We start from the raw sequence: 14,292 nt of genomic DNA on the forward strand, positions 1-14,292 counted from the left end.
GGGACAAAGAATATGGACCACATAAACCGTTTCGAGACGAAGACCACGTTCGGGCTGTTGCGTGCCGAATACTTCGTCGGCATGACAGTCTCAGGGGCTCTCCTGATCTGGAACATCTCCGATGTGCGGTGGCTGCCGGCGATCTTGTTGTTCAGCTACATCGATCTGGTCGGCTATATACCTGGTGTCATCGCCCATTTCACCCAAAAGCGAGAACCTCTACCGAAGTACTACTACGTCCTCTACAACACCATGCACAGTTTCTTGACTCAGTCGGTGGTCATCGCACTGTGGGCGTACTTCGTGGGATGGGAATGGGCGCTCCTCGTCATCCCGCTGCACTTGTGCGGAGACCGCGCGCTGTTCGGAAACTTCATGAAGCAGTTTTCGATTCCCTTTGAGCCCAAAGCCATACCTGAGTTTCAAGAATTCGAGCAGAAGTTGAGCCAGCGCACTCAGCACTCCACGAAAGCGCCGGGATATGCCGACATCGCTGGATGAGTATCGGCGGCTGCGCCACAGCCGTACCGATGTAGACCGGACCCGCACCCTCAGCTTCTACCGAACCCTGTCATCCACTGTCAGCATCGTCTCGGCGATGAGCGATGAACTCGGGCCCCTGGGGTTGACAGTTTCCGCGGTCACCGCGGTCTCCGCTGAGCCGCCCCTGTTGTCCGTCTGCCTGGCCCACGAGTCGCAAACCCTGCGCGCTGCCGCGGAATCCGGACGCTTCGCGGTCCATGTTCTGCAAGCGCACCAACAAGGCTTGGCCACCGAATTCGCCACCACGCACACTCCGAGGTTCCGTGGGCACGGATTCGAGCACTCCTTCGGGGTGCCGATTTTGACGGAGGCCGAAACCTGGTCCGTCTGTGAGGTTGTCGACACATGTGGATACGGCGATCGGACGCTGCTGATAGGGCACGTCATCCACACCCACGAAGGCGCCAAGAACGCACCGCTGGTCTGGCACGACAGCAGCTTCCTGCCCGTCACCGAACATCAAGAGAGGGATCAATGAACGGAATAGAAATCGGGCACCTCGCCGAGACCGCCCCCATCTGGTGGCCAGACTCGCCGGCGAGTGCGCCCGCGATCACCGACGGGCACCACGACGTCGACGTGCTGGTGATAGGGGCCGGTCTGGCCGGGCTGACGGCCGCGTACTTCGTCACCGAGTTACGCCCGGAACTGTCCGTAGCGGTGCTGGAAGCCAAACACGTGGGTGCGGGCGCTACCGGGCGCAGCACGGGCATCGTCTCGCCCGGCTTGAGCATGCCGATGGCCGCGTTTCGGCGCAAGTACGGCGATGATGCCGCCATCGCCTCGTTCGACGCCACGTTCCACGGCGTCGAACTACTGCGTGACCTGGTGGCCAAAGAGAACATCGATTGCGATGCGCGCAATGAGCCGCACACCCTCGTCGCCCTCACCGACCGTTCGCTGGCGCGCATGGTCACGCATCTGGAAAACCTCGCCGAACTGGGCCGTGAGGTGCCTTGGCTGAGTTCCCAAGAAGTCACCGAGTGGGCCGGGCCGGGCTACAAGGCGGGATTCGCCTACCGCAATGCCATGGTCGTGGACCCCTACCGGTTGGTCACCGGCCTGGCTGACACCCTGCGCCGGCGCGGTGCCGCGGTGTACGAGCACAGCCCGGTGATCAACGTCGAAGCCGACGCCACCGGGGTATGTGTTTCCACGGCACGTGCTCAAGTGCGGGCCCGGCGCGTCTTCCTGGCCACCGACGGCTACTCCGGGGGCCTCAATCCGCTGAAATCTTCCGTCATTCCGCTGCGTACTCATCTACTGGCGACCGCACCACTGACCGACGCGCAACTCGCGGAATTGGGTTGGTCGGGTCGGGGCGCCATCATCGATCAACGAACCTTCTTCAACTACTACCGTATGTCCGCGGACAAGCGGGTGGTATTCGGCGGTGGGCCCGCGTTTGTGCCGTCGCGAGTGCCTTCTCGAGACATCAAGAGATCTCGGGTAATTCAGCAGCGTGTCCGTCAGGAACTGACAGAGCGATTCCCGGTTCTGGCCGACGTCGAAGTTGACGCCGCCTGGTCTGGCATTACCGCCAGCTCCTTTGATCGCAACCCGGTGGTGGGTCCGGTACCAGGGATGGACGGCCTCTGGTTTGCCGGAAGTTGGTGCGGACATGGGTTTTCCACGTCGGTGGACACTGGCTGGCGTTTCGCCAAGACCCTGGTGGGCGAACCGTTGCCGTCCAACATCCCATGGTTCCGCTCGGGCGCTCAGCGTGTGCCCACCACGCTGCTGCGCAACGTGGCCATCGGCGCCTACTTGAAGGCCCTTGATGCCGCTGACGCGCTGGACACTAAGACCAGCGCGCCGCCGCAGCAGTCGCGACCAGTCACGCGATCGCAGACAAGCACGGGTACAACGACATTGGCGGAGGCAGAGAAATGACGACACCAGAACTGGCACATAATCACGATGTGATCATCGTGGGCGGTGGGATCGGTGGCTCGACCCTGGCGGCCATTTTGGCGCGGCATGGGGTGCGGGTGCTGATGGTTGAAGCCAGCGGGCATCCGCGGTTCGCGATCGGCGAGTCGACGGTCCCGGAAACCATTATGGGACTGCGCAACCTCGCGTTGCGCTACGACGTCCCTGAGATAGGTGACCTGTCGGCGCACGGCACCCTTTCGAAGAAGGTCAGCTCGGGATCCGGAGTCAAACGCAATTTCAGTTTCGTCTACCACCAGGAAGGGATGCGGTCCAAGCCCACCGAGTACACCCAATACCCCACCTGGGGACCACCGATCGGTCCGGACTCGCATTTTTTCCGCCAAGACGTCGACGCCTACATGTACCAAGTAGCCCTCTCCTACGGTGCCAAGGGCCTCACCCACACCCCGGTGACCGATGTGACCTTCGGCGCCGAGGAGGTCACCATCGAGACGGACGGTGCAGGCGAGTTCACTGCCAGCTACCTCGTGGATGCCGGGGGAATGCGCAGCATCCTGGGCGAGAAGCTGGATCTTCGAATCGACCCGCCCTACCGGACGAAATCGCGCACCATTTTCAGTCATTTCACCGGAGTGCGGCCGTTCGACGATGTGGTGGAAGCGCAAGCGCGCCAAGGAGCGGTGAGCCCGTTCAGTCAAGGAACACTGCACCACCTGTTCCATGGCGGCTGGGCATGGGTGATCCCCTTCGACAACTACCTGGGATCCACCAGCAGGCTGTGCAGCGTCGGAATCAACTTGGATCTGGACCGCTACCCGGTTCAGCCCGAACTATCGGCGGAGGCGGAATTCTGGAAGCACATCGGCAGGTTCCCCGATTTCGCCGCACAAATGGCCGGCGCCAGTGCGGTACGCCCCTACACTGCTTCACGGCGCAGCCAGTTCGCGTCGAAGCAAGTGGTCGGCGACCGGTGGTGCCTATTGCCGCATGCCTCGGATTTCATCGATCCGCTGTTCTCCAGCGGCCTGGCTGTCACGGTGATGATCCTCAATGCGTTGGGGCACCGGCTGATTGACGCCGTGCGGAACAACTGCTTCAGTACCGAACGGTTCTCATATGTCCAGGAATGGACCAAGCTTTCGTTCGACTACTACGACAAGCTGGTCTCCGCTTCGTACACCAGCTTTGACAGTTTCGAACTGTGGAACGCCTGGTTCCGGGTCTGGACGATCGGAACCCTGTACGGCGTCAACGGGCAGATGGAGGCCTCATTCGACTTCGATCGGTCGCACAATCGATCCGCTTTCGGGGTGCTGGAGTGCGCACCGTACCGTGGCATCCAGGGCATCGACAACACGGTCATCTCCGCCATGTTCAATCGGGCTCTGGCGGCCATCGACGAATATGACGCGGGGCTGATCGACGCGGCACAGGCTCAGCAGCAGATCTATGCCGCGCTGCGCGAAAGTGAACTCATCCCGGGATTCTGGAACACCCTCGATCCCGCGGATCAATGCCCGTCGGGTGCCTTCACCTTGTTCTCGATGACCCGGATTCTCACCTGGGGCAAGTATCAAAGCCCCGAGCATGTGCGCGGGCAGTACTTCAAGTCCGGGTTTGGTCCCGTCATCAAAGAAGCCGCCAAGTTCTATGGCGGTACTGTCAAAACCGGTGTCCGCGAGGCGAATCATGCGATACGGGACATGGTGACCTCGAGAAACAGCGACTGGAAGTAGCCCCGGTCGTGAGCAACGCAGCGGTGCTGGCCGCGGGGGCCTTGCCCAAAGACGTGTCCCTGATCTTTTTCGCCGACCTGGTTATCTTGTTAGTGGCGGCTCTCGCATGCGGGGCGGCCGCCAACAAGATCGGGCTACCCAAGATGGTCGGCGAGATCGCCGCGGGTGTCCTGCTGGGCCCCACGGTATTTGGGCGACTTTTCCCGGAAACCGCGGATGTACTTTTTCCCTCGGCCGGTGCCGGTTCGGAAATCATCTCGGGCCTGTGCCTGCTGGCGGTGGTGCTGTTGGTCGGGGTCGCGGGCATGCATGTCGACGTCGACAAGCTCAAGCAGCGGCTGGCCGGTATCGCCGCGATCAGTGCGTTGGGGCTCGCCATACCGTTGGCCGGGGGTATCGCGATCGGATACATGGTGCCCGAACCGCTGCGGCCAGCCGCCGTCGATCGCACGGTGTTCGCGTTGTTCCTGGGCACCGCGGTAGCGGTCTCGGCGATACCGGTGATTGCCCGGATCCTGATGGATCTGGGCCTGGCATCGCATGAGATCGCACAGGTGATCCTGGCCGCCGCGATCATCGACGATGTCGCGGGGTGGCTGCTGCTGTCGGTGGTGACCGGCATGGCCGCCGATGCCGGCGCCGGAGGCCTTGCCGCTCTGAAAATGGCAGCTGTGGCCATCGCCGCGGTCGCCGCGCTGGCGGTGCTGGTCCGCCCCGCGCTACGGAAGCGGCTAGCACGCCAGTGCTCGCGGTGGAGTGCCCCGACATCCACTACGGTCACCGTGGCCACCATCATCGTGTGCGCCACCGCGGGCCAACTACTGGGTTTTGAACCGGTCATCGGGGCCTTCTTCGCGGGCATATTGGTGACCGCGGCGACACCGTCGGGCAGCCGAGTCCATAAACCGTTGCATGCCATGGCTGTTGCTTTCTTCGGTCCGATATTTTTCGCGACCATCGGGCTGCAGCTGGACCTGGGCAGGCTGCTCTCCGGACCGGTGCTGGCGCTGACCGCCACCATATGTGTGGTCGCGGTTCTCTCGAAATTCCTCGGTGCGGGGCTGGGCGCCAGGATCAGTGGATTCAGCTGGCCCGAATCCATCGCGATAGGAGCGGGCCTCAACACGCGCGGTGTCATTCAGATCGTGATCGCCATGGTCGGGGTGCGATGCGGGGTGTTCAGCCCGGAAGTGTTCACCGCACTCGTGGTAACCACCATCGCCACAACAGCGATCGCCGGTCCGGTCCTCACCCGCGCGCTGGCGCCCAGCCGACTTCCAGTGGCTCCGGTTTCCAATCCCACGAAAGAGCCCGCGCTCAACCGATAAATTCCTGCAAAACAAGGGAAGTGATAGTCGTGCCCGAGAAAACCGTCAACACCGGCGACCCGGTGGCCGCCATTGCCGCATACGCTGACCATCCCAGCGCTTTCATTGCCTGTAACGACGACACCAGCCACTTCAGCACACCGGACATCGCCGGAATTGTCGCCTATCGCCGCCGCGGCCGAACGGTCTTCGTGCTCGGCGGCCCGTTCGCCGCCGGGCCGGAACGTGGTGCCTTGCTCGACCGGTTCCTCGACGAGATTGTCGCGGGCCGCAACATGGTCGCGGTGCAAGTCCGGCAAGAGGACACCGCATTGTTCGCGTCTCGCGGCTTCACCGTCGACCAATTTGGCAGCTCTTATTCGGTGCATCTGGCCGATTTCACCAAGAAGGGCAAGCCTCTGGCCAAGGTCCGCCAGAACGTCTCGCGGGCCGGCCGTGAGGGCACAGCGGTGCGCGAAATCGATATCGCCAACGCACCAGGCGAATTGGAGGAGATCGACCGTACATGGTTGCGCGCCAAAGGGTGGCACGTCAAAAAACTCGACTTCATGGTGGGGCAGCGAGCCGGGCGTGGCAGTGATCGCAAACGGTTGTTCATCGCCGAGCGTGAAGGGCAGGTCACCGGCTACATCTCGTACTCGCCGGCATTCGGAGCCAGGCCGGGTTGGCTGTATGACCTGACCCGCCGGCACCCGGACGCTTCGGTGGGCACCATTGAGATGATCAACCTCGCGGCCATCGAGCAGTTCCGCGGCGAAGGCGCCGGTTGGCTGCACCTGGGTCTGACGCCCTTCGCGAGCATCGGTGAACAATGTCCCGATGGATCCAGCGGCGTGGTGCGCTGGATGGTGCGTCAACTCGCCGAGAAGGGCGACAAGGTCTATCCGGCCAAGACGCAAGAAGCGTTCAAACGTAAATGGGCGCCCCATGTCATCGAACCGGAGTACCTCGCGTTCGCCAACGGTCCGCGCCTTTCGTCGGTATGGCACCTGTTGCGCTTGACCAATGCCCTCTAAACGCATACCTGTGCAAATACATTCGCCAAAATCACCCACTTTCATCCGGAAGGCCACACCATGACAACCATGAGCGCGCAACCTGGCAGCCTGAGCCGCGCCGAGCAGATGCGCTTCGCGCGGGTCGCAGTGGCCGCCCAGGTGAAGTCTCTTCCCGGCACCATCCGGGCCCGGCTCGGACGCGCTGATTCCAGTGCGCTGGCCCGTGAAAGCGCCCCGCCGGATTCCGCGCTGGCGTTGGACGCCGAACGTTTTGTGACAGAGCACTACACCACGAGCTTGTACAACCATTGCTTGCGTTGCTGGTACTTCGGGGATTTCTTCGCCCAGCTGGAAGGCCACCGATATGACCCTGAACTGCTGTACATTTCGAGTCTGTTTCACGACGTGGCGCTGACTCGCCAGTTCCGTGACCACCGCCCCTACGCCTGCTTTGCCGTCGAGGGCGCGGACATTGCCAAAGAGTGGCTTTCGCGGAACAACGCCACCGATGCCTTTGCCGCCGGCGTGGCCGAAGTAATCGCCGCTCATATGGATGTACATGTGCCCTCCGGCTCGGCCACCGGAGTTGAGCCGTATCTGCTCCACGAGGCCGCCCATCTTGATGTGGCAGGCACTCGTGCGGCGCAGGTGCCGTCGACTTACACGCGCCTGGTCGCACGGCGGCATCCGCGCACCGGCTTCGCCCGCGCGTTCAGCGATGCGATGAAATACGAGTCCTTGCAGCGCAGGGCATCACGGGCAGCGGTGCTGTGGAAGGTAGGCATGGCAATCCCGATCAACACCAACCCGCTGGATTCGGCGGCGCACCGATGACGGCGATGTACAGACGTTGGGGCGGTGGCGCATGACGCGATCGGCGGCCGCAGAGCCCAGCGGTGGCCTGCTGGGGCCGGTCATGGCGGTGTTCGGTGCGGTCTTCGTGGGGCTGGGCATCTGGGGGGCCAGCGACCCGGCATCATTCGGCAGTACCATCGCGAATTTCGGTGTGTACAACCCGCATCTGATCCACGATTACGCCGTGTGTTCCATCACCTTTGGCACGGGGCTGTTGTTGGGTTGGCGGGCACCGGAGTGGCGCGCGCCGACACTGATCTTGGCTGCGATCTGGAATGGCCTGCATGGCTATTTCCACATCGTTGACATGGACATGGCCAACACCAAATTTCTCGGACCCGTCGAAGCGATACTGCTGTGCTCGACCAGCGCGGTGCTGGCCGCACTAGGCATACGGGAATGGCGGCGCATCAACAGATCTAACGCTGAACACCAGGAGATGAGGGAGCAATGAGCGCGAGGCTCGAGGAGAACCGCCACAGCGTCAACACTGACCACGGCCGCCTCAGCTACCTCGATATCGGCACCGGCCCGGTCGTGGTGTTCGTTCACGGAGTGCTCACCAACAGCCTGCTCTGGCGCAACGTGGTGACCGCGGCCGCGGCAACTGGGCGGCGCTGTATTGCCCTGGATCTGCCCGGTCACGGACGCACATCCGTTCCGGCGGCACATGTCGACGTCACCCTGTCTGGGCTCGCCGAACTTGTCGTCGCCTTCCTCGACGGCATCGGAATCGACCAGTTCGACCTGGTGGCCAACGACACCGGGGGAGCGGTCGCGCAAATCATGGCCGCCGGCCACCCCCATCGAATCAGGACCTTGGCCCTGACCAACTGTGATACCGAAGGTCACGTGCCGCCGAAACTGTTCAAACCGGTAGTGGCGCTGGCCCGGCCATCACTGATGGCCGCGATCGGTCCACGATTTTTTGCGCGGCCCGCAGTGCTCAGAACGCTCTTGGGTGCTGGCTATCGGAAACCCGGCCGCCTGCCGGACGACATCGTCGAATCGTATGGACGGCCCGTGTTTGGCACCGCTGAGTCGTCACGCTTCCTGTCAAAGATGCTGCGGGCCATGGATACACGTGACCTTGAGGCTGCGCGCGCCGGTCTGGCGGCGTTCAGCAAGCCAACGTTGATCGCGTGGGGGCTAGGGGACTACTTCTTTCCACTCAAGTACGGGCAACGCCTGGCCGAACTTTTCGGTGGTCCCGTGACCTTCGAGACTGTGCCCGACGCCAAACTGTACTTTCCCGATGAGGACGCAGATCGGCTTCTGCCGCTGCTGTACAGACACTGGGATTCGGTGGGTCAGCGGGAACCCTCCGCCGAGGTGGGGGGTTGAGATGTTGGAGATGAAGCCCGACTGCGAGAAATGCGGAGCACCACTGAATCACGGCGCAACCGCATGGATTTGCAGTTATGAATGTACGTTCTGCCCCCAATGTCACAGTGCCCTGAAAACGTGCCCGAACTGCGGTGGCGAATTGACGACACGCCCGCGGAGGGGAACATCTACCGCTCCGGCTTCATGAGTCCGTCGATTTCCAGATACCGGGAGTCGATTACAAAATAGAGTTCAGAGAGTAGTATCAGGGTCTATGAGCGAATCCAAGCCGGGTCGCCGCGAGCGCTATGCCGCGCTGACACGCTCGGCGATAGTCGAGGCCGCCAGAATGCTATTTGTCGACCGAGGGTTCGACGACACATCGGTGGACGACATCGCCGACGCGGCCCAGGTGAGTAAAGGTGCCATCTACCACCACTTCAAAGACAAACAAGAGATATTCATCGACGTGTACCGCGATGCCACCAAAGGTGTCATCGAAAACGTCGTGAAGGTTCTCATCGATGTACCCGCCGGGTCATGGGATCGGATTGAAGCCGCGGCGAGCGCGGTGATCAAGGGATACACCGACAACCGTGAGCCGCGCGTGCTCGTACGTCAGGTCATGGGTGTGCTGGGCGCGGAACGCACCCAGGCACTGGAGGGTGAGTTGGCGCTACCCCTCATACGTACGCTGCTTACCGAAGCGGAAGAGAACGGCGAATTGCGGGACCTCTCGATCGAAAAGGCTTCCCAGCTGATTTTCCGTGTTCTGTGTGAATCTTCGTTATTGATCGCCAATTCCGCCGATTACACCGAAGCGGCGCAAGAGGTGGAAACAGTGATGTTGTACATGTTCGCCGGACTGCGTAAACCGCCGGCGACCGCACGCGCACGGCGTAAGAGCTAGCAGAGCCTCATGGAGACCATCGAGGTACGCCGCATCATCGCTGCCCCGATTGCCGACGTTTTCGACTGGGTCAGCAACGCTGATAATTACACCAACGCGCCGCTGTTCGTGGCGGCCAAGCTGGTACGTCCCGGCAGCGGTGCCGCATATGGAGCCGGCGCCATTCGGCGATTCATCTTCCCCTTCGCCGTTGTGCACGAAGAGATCACACACTTCGACCCACCCCACTCATTCGGCTATCGCGTCATCAAGAGCAACCCGCCGGTGCGGCACGAAGGCGGTGCGGTAGTCCTGACGTCAACTGCCCAGGGCACGAACCTCGTCTGGTCGTCCACCGCCGAGCTTCGGCTGCCCGTTCTCTCCGAACAAGCAACGCGACTGGTCTTGCCACGGCTATTTGGTCGAGCATTCTCTCAGGTCCTCGACGCTGCGCAATCCGCGCTTGAGGCTCGCGCCACCCGATAGGGCCGTCTAACGGGTGTTGTCGGTACCGCTCCAGCGATCGCGTTCGCCCAGGCCGGGTGCCCAGCCCGCGGCGGGGCGGCCCGCGTATGCAGGCACCGCGCGGTGAATCCCGATCTCGGGAATGTGGTTATGCACCACGATGCCGGATTCTTGCAGCGGACCGGCAATATCGGCCAGGGTGAACGCTTCGTTAGCGTCCAGGCAGCCGCGGCCCGCGAGATGCTCGCTGTTGAGGAGCTGCGCGGCCATCACCTCGGCGGCCTTGGCGGAACCGAGGTACCACCCGCTGCAGGTGATGATTCTGGAATGCTCGAAATCGGGCGTTTTCAAGGAAACCCAAATGGAAACGGGCTCCTGCGTGGGGGTCTCAAACCTGCGCTGAAATCTCAAGAACGGCCACAACGGAAGCCGTCCCAAGATGTCACGCTTGTTCAAGCGCACAATCCAGGAGTTGAGTCGGCGGTTGTCGATGTAGCAGTAAGCGCGAACCATGCGGCCTGCGGCCAGCCGCTGCACCCAGCCGTCGTTACGTTCGGACCATCCGATGCACTCGGTGTCACCAATCGGCTCCGGGAACGAAATGACCACCGCGTCATGAGAGCCCGAGTAAGCCCCGTGCCGCCCTGATGTGGTGAAGTTTGCGTGGACCATCCGAATTCCTTCGGTGCCCCGATACCCATTCCACGGCAGCGGTACGGCGATCGTGATGCGCCCCTTCCAGTACCGGTCAAACGAAAGTAGATCTCTGACAACCAGATTCGTTACGCCTGGCGCGAGACCGGCATTCAGCACAACGGTCCCTGAGGCATTCAGATATTGGTTCCGCAACCCTTGTTGTGCGGACATCTCGGTGATGGCGAGGCTGAGCAGCTTGGCCCCGGTGGTCAACGCAATCCTTTCGGCCGTGTAGTTCAGCGGCACCGTGTTCACAACGATGTCCGCTTCAGCCATGGCTTCGGCAACGGAATGCTCATCCTCGAGATCGACATAGACGGAATCGGATTGTCCATCGGGAGTGCGCAGGCCCCGCACTACATTCCAGTGACGGGCACTGAATACATCGCAAACAGCCTTGCCCAGCGCCCCCGATGCGCCAATGACAAGAACCTTCGGCTGGATATTGCTCATGAGCAGGGCGCTCCCTTCGGTCTAACTAATGTCAAGTCGGTGAAGCAGCTGCCCTCAAAGTAACCGACTTCGAGTCGGTAGGCAAGTAGTAGTCGGTTGCAATATTTCGGTATGGAGATAGCGGCCGGGCTGCCGCGATGACTGGGAATCGGAATCGGTGTACCGATGTGCGGAGATTCCTGAGTCGGTCAGTGGCTGATCGTGTTGTGGTGCAGACGATTAGCGCAACTGCACGACGTCGAAACGGTTCCCCTCGGGATCCTCCAGGGTGACGAAATCGGCTGCCGGCGGGCGCGGCCAGTCGATGCGTTTGGCGCCGAGGCCGAGGAGTCGCGTCACCTCGCGTTCCTGGTCGTGTGTGTAGAGGTCCAGATGGGTACGCGGAGGTACCTGCGCGACCGAATGCCGTTTGTCCAGTGAGAGGTTGGGGCCGACACCGCTTCGCGGCGCCAGTACCGCCCAGTCCTCACTCGGTGCTTGGCGTGGGGCGTAGTCCAAAGCCGCGGACCAGAACCGTAGCTGGCGGTCCAGGTCGTCGACCCGCAGGACTATCGCGCCGATGCGTACCGGAGTCATACCTTCATGCTGACAGTTGCCGCGAGCCTGTTCAGTGTTTCTCGCATGGCTCGATGATTTACCGTGGGAAATCGCGCCAGCTCGAGCAACCATGGTGCGATGTTGGTTGAGTAATCGAAGGTTTCCCGCACCAGGGTTCGTGTCGGCGTCAGCGGTTCCAGCTCGTATCGCCAGGTGTGCCGGCCGAAGTTCTGCCAGGCGATTCGGTACGGTTCGTCGAATTCGGTGACGACATTCGTCAGCCGGCCGCGGTGCGTGAGCGCGACGGCCGCTTGGACGAGCGCGGAGAGGGTCAGATTCGACGGCCTGGTGCGCATTCGCATGGTGAATATCGCGCCCGGATGGAGGCGGTCGGGTGCGTCCAGCATGGGAGTGCGCACCGCATCCGTCCCGTCGAGCGCGGCATGATTCGCCGGATTGGCCAGCACATCGAATATCCGTGACGCGGCGCTGTCGATAACCAGCTCGACGGCCACGGTGCGATCCTCGGTCGGTATCATTAGGCATATGATAGGCACGCGCACATCATTTAACAATGAATATGATCGGACGATTCGACTAGTGTGGTGCCCGTGGCGCAACAGAATCCCGAAGGCCGGCCCGATCTCGCGGCGCTGATGGTTCCGCTCGGCCGGTCCTTGATGCGTGCGGAGTTGCCTCTTTTGGAGGCGCACGGTGTATCGATGTGGGCCTACGCCGTGCTTACGGCATTGCGCGACAATGAGGCAAGCAGTCAGGCCAGCCTGGCCGATGCCATTGGCGCCGACCGTACCCGCATCATCGCGGTACTGGACGATTTGCAGGAACGGAATTTGATCAATCGGCAACCCGACCCCAGTGATCGGCGAAGCAATCTGCTCTCACTGACCGCGGCCGGCCGCAAAACCGTTGCGGCGGCGCAGAAAGCGATTCAAGACAACGAAAGACGGATCTTGGCCGGCGTATCGGCGGCGGATCGCGACGCATTCTTGCGCGTACTGACGCATTTGGCGAGCCTTGGCGATGCGGAGATCGCGCCCAGAAGCTAGGCCGCTGGCGAGATCGCCTTCGATGCGGCGGTACCGAACCGCATGTTCTCGTCAATCCGATCGCGGTGGAACGCAAGAAAATCCAGCACATAGTTGTGCCGGATGGCCCACGGCCCCGACACTCCCGAGCGCGGCATATGGGCATCTCCACGCTGCACGTATCCGGAAGACAGATTGAAGAATGGCCGCGCTTCGAGTTCCTCGCCGTGACGGTCCGGATAGGCGTGGGTGTATCCGCGCCTATCCATGTAGTCGAGAAGCCGCACCACGGCCCGCGCGCTCAGATCGGCGCGCAGTGTCCATGACGCATTGGTGTACCCCACGCTCCATGCGGCGTTCGGCACGCCCTCGATGAGATAGCCCTTGTAGATGAACCGGCTGGGGGAGTCGATGGGGAGGCCGTCCACACTCAACGCGATGCCCCCAAAAATCTGCAGGTTCAACCCCGTTGCGGTGATCACCACATCGGCAGGCAGTTCCTCGCCCGAGCCCAGCCGGATACCAGAAGGGGTGAAGGTGTCGATGGTGTCGGTGACCATCCGGACTCCGCCGTTGCTGATGGCCTCGAAGAGGTCGCCGTCGGTGTCTGCGCACACGCGCTGATCCCACGGGTTGTAGCGCGGCGTGAAGTGCACATCGACCGGGTAATCGGCGGGGAGCAGCTTGGTGATGCGGCGCCTGAGGAACCATTTCGCGAAACCGGGTGCCTTGCGGCATACCTGGTACATGATCCAGTTGAATCCACCCAGCCAGATGCGTGCGAAATGTTGGACAACGCTGAGTGGTAGCACTTTTCGAGCTAAATTCACCACCGTGTCGACGCGGGCGATCGGGTAGATGTAGCTCGGGGAACGCTGCAGCATGCTCACCTTGGCGCCGGCGCGCGCCAGCGAGGGCACCAGGGTAATGGCCGTGGCGCCGCTGCCGATGACCGTCACCTGCTTGCCGGCGCAGTCCAGGTCCTCGGGCCAGTGCTGGGGATGGATCAATTGTCCGGAGAAGTTCTCCACCCCGGGGAACTCCGGCGTGTATCCATCGTCATAGTTGTAGTAGCCGGTGCACAGGTACAGGAACCGTGCGCGATAGGTCATCGTCCCTTCCGGGGTCTCGACGCGCACTGACCAGGTATCGGTGCCGGTTCCGAAGTCGGCGCCAGTGACCTTCGCGGAGAAGGTGATACGCCCGGCGATGTCGTAGTCCCGGGCAGCGTGCTCCAAATAGTCACGAATGTCCGCACCGTCGGCGATGGTGTTACGTTCGTGCCAGGGGTGGTAGCCAAAACTCAGCGTGTAGATATCGCTGTCGGAGCGTATTCCTGGGTACCGGAACAGGTCCCAGGTTCCGCCGATGCGTTCGCGGCGCTCGACGATGCGGAAACTGCGTCCGGCGGCGCTCAACCGGATGGCCGCATTGATGCCGGAGATTCCGGCACCCACGATGAGAACGTCTACGAGCTCGTCTCTCGACATATCCGACATGATGCTCCTGATCGTCGTTGATGAG

The 14,292-nt window shown here is 62.0% G+C and carries 17 protein-coding genes; 13 read left to right on the forward strand and 4 right to left on the reverse strand.

Going from position 1 to position 14,292, the window contains the following annotated elements:
• The first annotated feature begins 12 nt into the window (after nucleotides 1-12).
• The 12 genes from ABG82_RS12055 (at nucleotide 13) to ABG82_RS12105 (ending at nucleotide 10,057) form a co-directional block, all read left to right on the forward strand.
• Entirely contained in the window at nucleotides 13-501 is a 489-nt protein-coding gene (locus ABG82_RS12055) for a hypothetical protein (protein WP_043078571.1), read from the forward strand.
• Entirely contained in the window at nucleotides 482-1,021 is a 540-nt protein-coding gene (locus ABG82_RS12060; protein WP_043078572.1) for a flavin reductase family protein, read from the forward strand. Before ABG82_RS12055 ends, ABG82_RS12060 begins: the two co-directional genes overlap by 20 nt.
• On the forward strand, nucleotides 1,018-2,436 hold the full coding sequence (locus ABG82_RS12065; protein ID WP_043078573.1) for an NAD(P)/FAD-dependent oxidoreductase: 1,419 nt from the start codon (nucleotides 1,018-1,020) through the stop codon (nucleotides 2,434-2,436). Before ABG82_RS12060 ends, ABG82_RS12065 begins: the two co-directional genes overlap by 4 nt.
• Complete coding sequence (locus ABG82_RS12070; protein WP_043078574.1) at nucleotides 2,433-4,175, forward strand: NAD(P)/FAD-dependent oxidoreductase; 1,743 nt, start codon at nucleotides 2,433-2,435, stop codon at nucleotides 4,173-4,175. The genes ABG82_RS12065 and ABG82_RS12070 overlap by 4 nt, the downstream gene beginning before the upstream one ends.
• A gap of 8 nt (nucleotides 4,176-4,183) precedes the next feature.
• Complete coding sequence (locus tag ABG82_RS12075; protein ID WP_043078575.1) at nucleotides 4,184-5,503, forward strand: cation:proton antiporter; 1,320 nt, start codon at nucleotides 4,184-4,186, stop codon at nucleotides 5,501-5,503.
• Nucleotides 5,504-5,532: 29 nt separating this feature from the next.
• Entirely contained in the window at nucleotides 5,533-6,519 is a 987-nt protein-coding gene (locus tag ABG82_RS12080) for a bifunctional lysylphosphatidylglycerol flippase/synthetase MprF (protein WP_043078576.1), read from the forward strand.
• Between the two features lie 60 nt (nucleotides 6,520-6,579).
• Nucleotides 6,580-7,335 carry an HD domain-containing protein gene (locus ABG82_RS12085; protein ID WP_043078577.1) on the forward strand — a complete coding sequence of 252 codons (756 nt, stop codon included), beginning with the start codon at nucleotides 6,580-6,582 and terminating at the stop codon, nucleotides 7,333-7,335.
• 82 nt (nucleotides 7,336-7,417) lie between these two features.
• Nucleotides 7,418-7,810 carry a hypothetical protein gene (locus ABG82_RS12090; protein WP_043078614.1) on the forward strand — a complete coding sequence of 131 codons (393 nt, stop codon included), beginning with the start codon at nucleotides 7,418-7,420 and terminating at the stop codon, nucleotides 7,808-7,810.
• Nucleotides 7,807-8,700, forward strand: a complete 894-nt coding sequence (locus tag ABG82_RS12095) for an alpha/beta fold hydrolase (RefSeq protein ID WP_043078578.1) — start codon at nucleotides 7,807-7,809, stop codon at nucleotides 8,698-8,700. The genes ABG82_RS12090 and ABG82_RS12095 overlap by 4 nt, the downstream gene beginning before the upstream one ends.
• A gap of 10 nt (nucleotides 8,701-8,710) precedes the next feature.
• Nucleotides 8,711-8,890, forward strand: a complete 180-nt coding sequence (locus ABG82_RS27705) for a DUF1272 domain-containing protein (RefSeq protein ID WP_234708044.1) — start codon at nucleotides 8,711-8,713, stop codon at nucleotides 8,888-8,890.
• 66 nt (nucleotides 8,891-8,956) lie between these two features.
• Complete coding sequence (locus ABG82_RS12100) at nucleotides 8,957-9,592, forward strand: TetR/AcrR family transcriptional regulator (RefSeq protein WP_043078579.1); 636 nt, start codon at nucleotides 8,957-8,959, stop codon at nucleotides 9,590-9,592.
• Between the two features lie 9 nt (nucleotides 9,593-9,601).
• The gene (locus ABG82_RS12105) at nucleotides 9,602-10,057 is read left to right on the forward strand and encodes an SRPBCC family protein (RefSeq protein WP_043078580.1); all 456 of its coding nucleotides are present in this window, start codon (nucleotides 9,602-9,604) and stop codon (nucleotides 10,055-10,057) included.
• Nucleotides 10,058-10,063: 6 nt separating this feature from the next.
• Here ABG82_RS12105 and ABG82_RS12110 read toward each other — a convergent pair whose 3' ends face one another.
• The 3 genes from ABG82_RS12110 to ABG82_RS12120 form a co-directional block, all read right to left on the reverse strand.
• Nucleotides 10,064-11,185 (reverse strand): NAD-dependent epimerase/dehydratase family protein, encoded by a 1,122-nt coding sequence (locus ABG82_RS12110; RefSeq protein WP_043078581.1) that lies wholly within the window; start codon nucleotides 11,183-11,185, stop codon nucleotides 10,064-10,066.
• 219 nt (nucleotides 11,186-11,404) lie between these two features.
• On the reverse strand, nucleotides 11,405-11,761 hold the full coding sequence (locus tag ABG82_RS12115) for a VOC family protein (protein WP_043078582.1): 357 nt from the start codon (nucleotides 11,759-11,761) through the stop codon (nucleotides 11,405-11,407).
• Nucleotides 11,758-12,261, reverse strand: a complete 504-nt coding sequence (locus ABG82_RS12120; RefSeq protein ID WP_043078583.1) for an SRPBCC family protein — start codon at nucleotides 12,259-12,261, stop codon at nucleotides 11,758-11,760. The genes ABG82_RS12115 and ABG82_RS12120 overlap by 4 nt, the downstream gene beginning before the upstream one ends.
• A 72-nt stretch (nucleotides 12,262-12,333) precedes the next feature.
• Here ABG82_RS12120 and ABG82_RS12125 point away from each other — a divergent pair, with 72 nt between their 5' ends.
• Nucleotides 12,334-12,789, forward strand: a complete 456-nt coding sequence (locus ABG82_RS12125) for a MarR family winged helix-turn-helix transcriptional regulator (protein WP_043078615.1) — start codon at nucleotides 12,334-12,336, stop codon at nucleotides 12,787-12,789.
• On the opposite strand, the gene ABG82_RS12130 is transcribed toward ABG82_RS12125, so the two are convergent.
• Nucleotides 12,786-14,267 carry a flavin-containing monooxygenase gene (locus tag ABG82_RS12130; RefSeq protein WP_043078584.1) on the reverse strand — a complete coding sequence of 494 codons (1,482 nt, stop codon included), beginning with the start codon at nucleotides 14,265-14,267 and terminating at the stop codon, nucleotides 12,786-12,788. The genes ABG82_RS12125 and ABG82_RS12130 overlap by 4 nt on opposite strands.
• Nucleotides 14,268-14,292 lie beyond the last annotated feature (25 nt).

Origin of the sequence: Mycobacteroides immunogenum, from assembly GCF_001605725.1 — a bacterium.
Classification (GTDB): domain Bacteria; phylum Actinomycetota; class Actinomycetes; order Mycobacteriales; family Mycobacteriaceae; genus Mycobacterium; species Mycobacterium immunogenum.

What these genes read in the sequence shown, in the direction of transcription:
- ABG82_RS12055 (WP_043078571.1), top strand. Translation starts at nt 13, where the DNA reads ATGGACCACATAAACCGTTTCGAGACGAAGACCACGTTCGGGCTGTTG.
- ABG82_RS12060 (WP_043078572.1), top strand. Translation starts at nt 482, where the DNA reads ATGCCGACATCGCTGGATGAGTATCGGCGGCTGCGCCACAGCCGTACC.
- ABG82_RS12065 (WP_043078573.1), top strand. Translation starts at nt 1,018, where the DNA reads ATGAACGGAATAGAAATCGGGCACCTCGCCGAGACCGCCCCCATCTGG.
- ABG82_RS12070 (WP_043078574.1), top strand. Translation starts at nt 2,433, where the DNA reads ATGACGACACCAGAACTGGCACATAATCACGATGTGATCATCGTGGGC.
- ABG82_RS12085 (WP_043078577.1), top strand. Translation starts at nt 6,580, where the DNA reads ATGACAACCATGAGCGCGCAACCTGGCAGCCTGAGCCGCGCCGAGCAG.
- ABG82_RS12090 (WP_043078614.1), top strand. Translation starts at nt 7,418, where the DNA reads ATGGCGGTGTTCGGTGCGGTCTTCGTGGGGCTGGGCATCTGGGGGGCC.
- ABG82_RS12095 (WP_043078578.1), top strand. Translation starts at nt 7,807, where the DNA reads ATGAGCGCGAGGCTCGAGGAGAACCGCCACAGCGTCAACACTGACCAC.
- ABG82_RS27705 (WP_234708044.1), top strand. Translation starts at nt 8,711, where the DNA reads ATGAAGCCCGACTGCGAGAAATGCGGAGCACCACTGAATCACGGCGCA.
- ABG82_RS12100 (WP_043078579.1), top strand. Translation starts at nt 8,957, where the DNA reads ATGAGCGAATCCAAGCCGGGTCGCCGCGAGCGCTATGCCGCGCTGACA.
- ABG82_RS12105 (WP_043078580.1), top strand. Translation starts at nt 9,602, where the DNA reads ATGGAGACCATCGAGGTACGCCGCATCATCGCTGCCCCGATTGCCGAC.
- ABG82_RS12110 (WP_043078581.1), bottom strand. Translation starts at nt 11,185, where the DNA reads ATGAGCAATATCCAGCCGAAGGTTCTTGTCATTGGCGCATCGGGGGCG.
- ABG82_RS12115 (WP_043078582.1), bottom strand. Translation starts at nt 11,761, where the DNA reads ATGACTCCGGTACGCATCGGCGCGATAGTCCTGCGGGTCGACGACCTG.
- ABG82_RS12120 (WP_043078583.1), bottom strand. Translation starts at nt 12,261, where the DNA reads ATGATACCGACCGAGGATCGCACCGTGGCCGTCGAGCTGGTTATCGAC.
- ABG82_RS12130 (WP_043078584.1), bottom strand. Translation starts at nt 14,267, where the DNA reads ATGTCGGATATGTCGAGAGACGAGCTCGTAGACGTTCTCATCGTGGGT.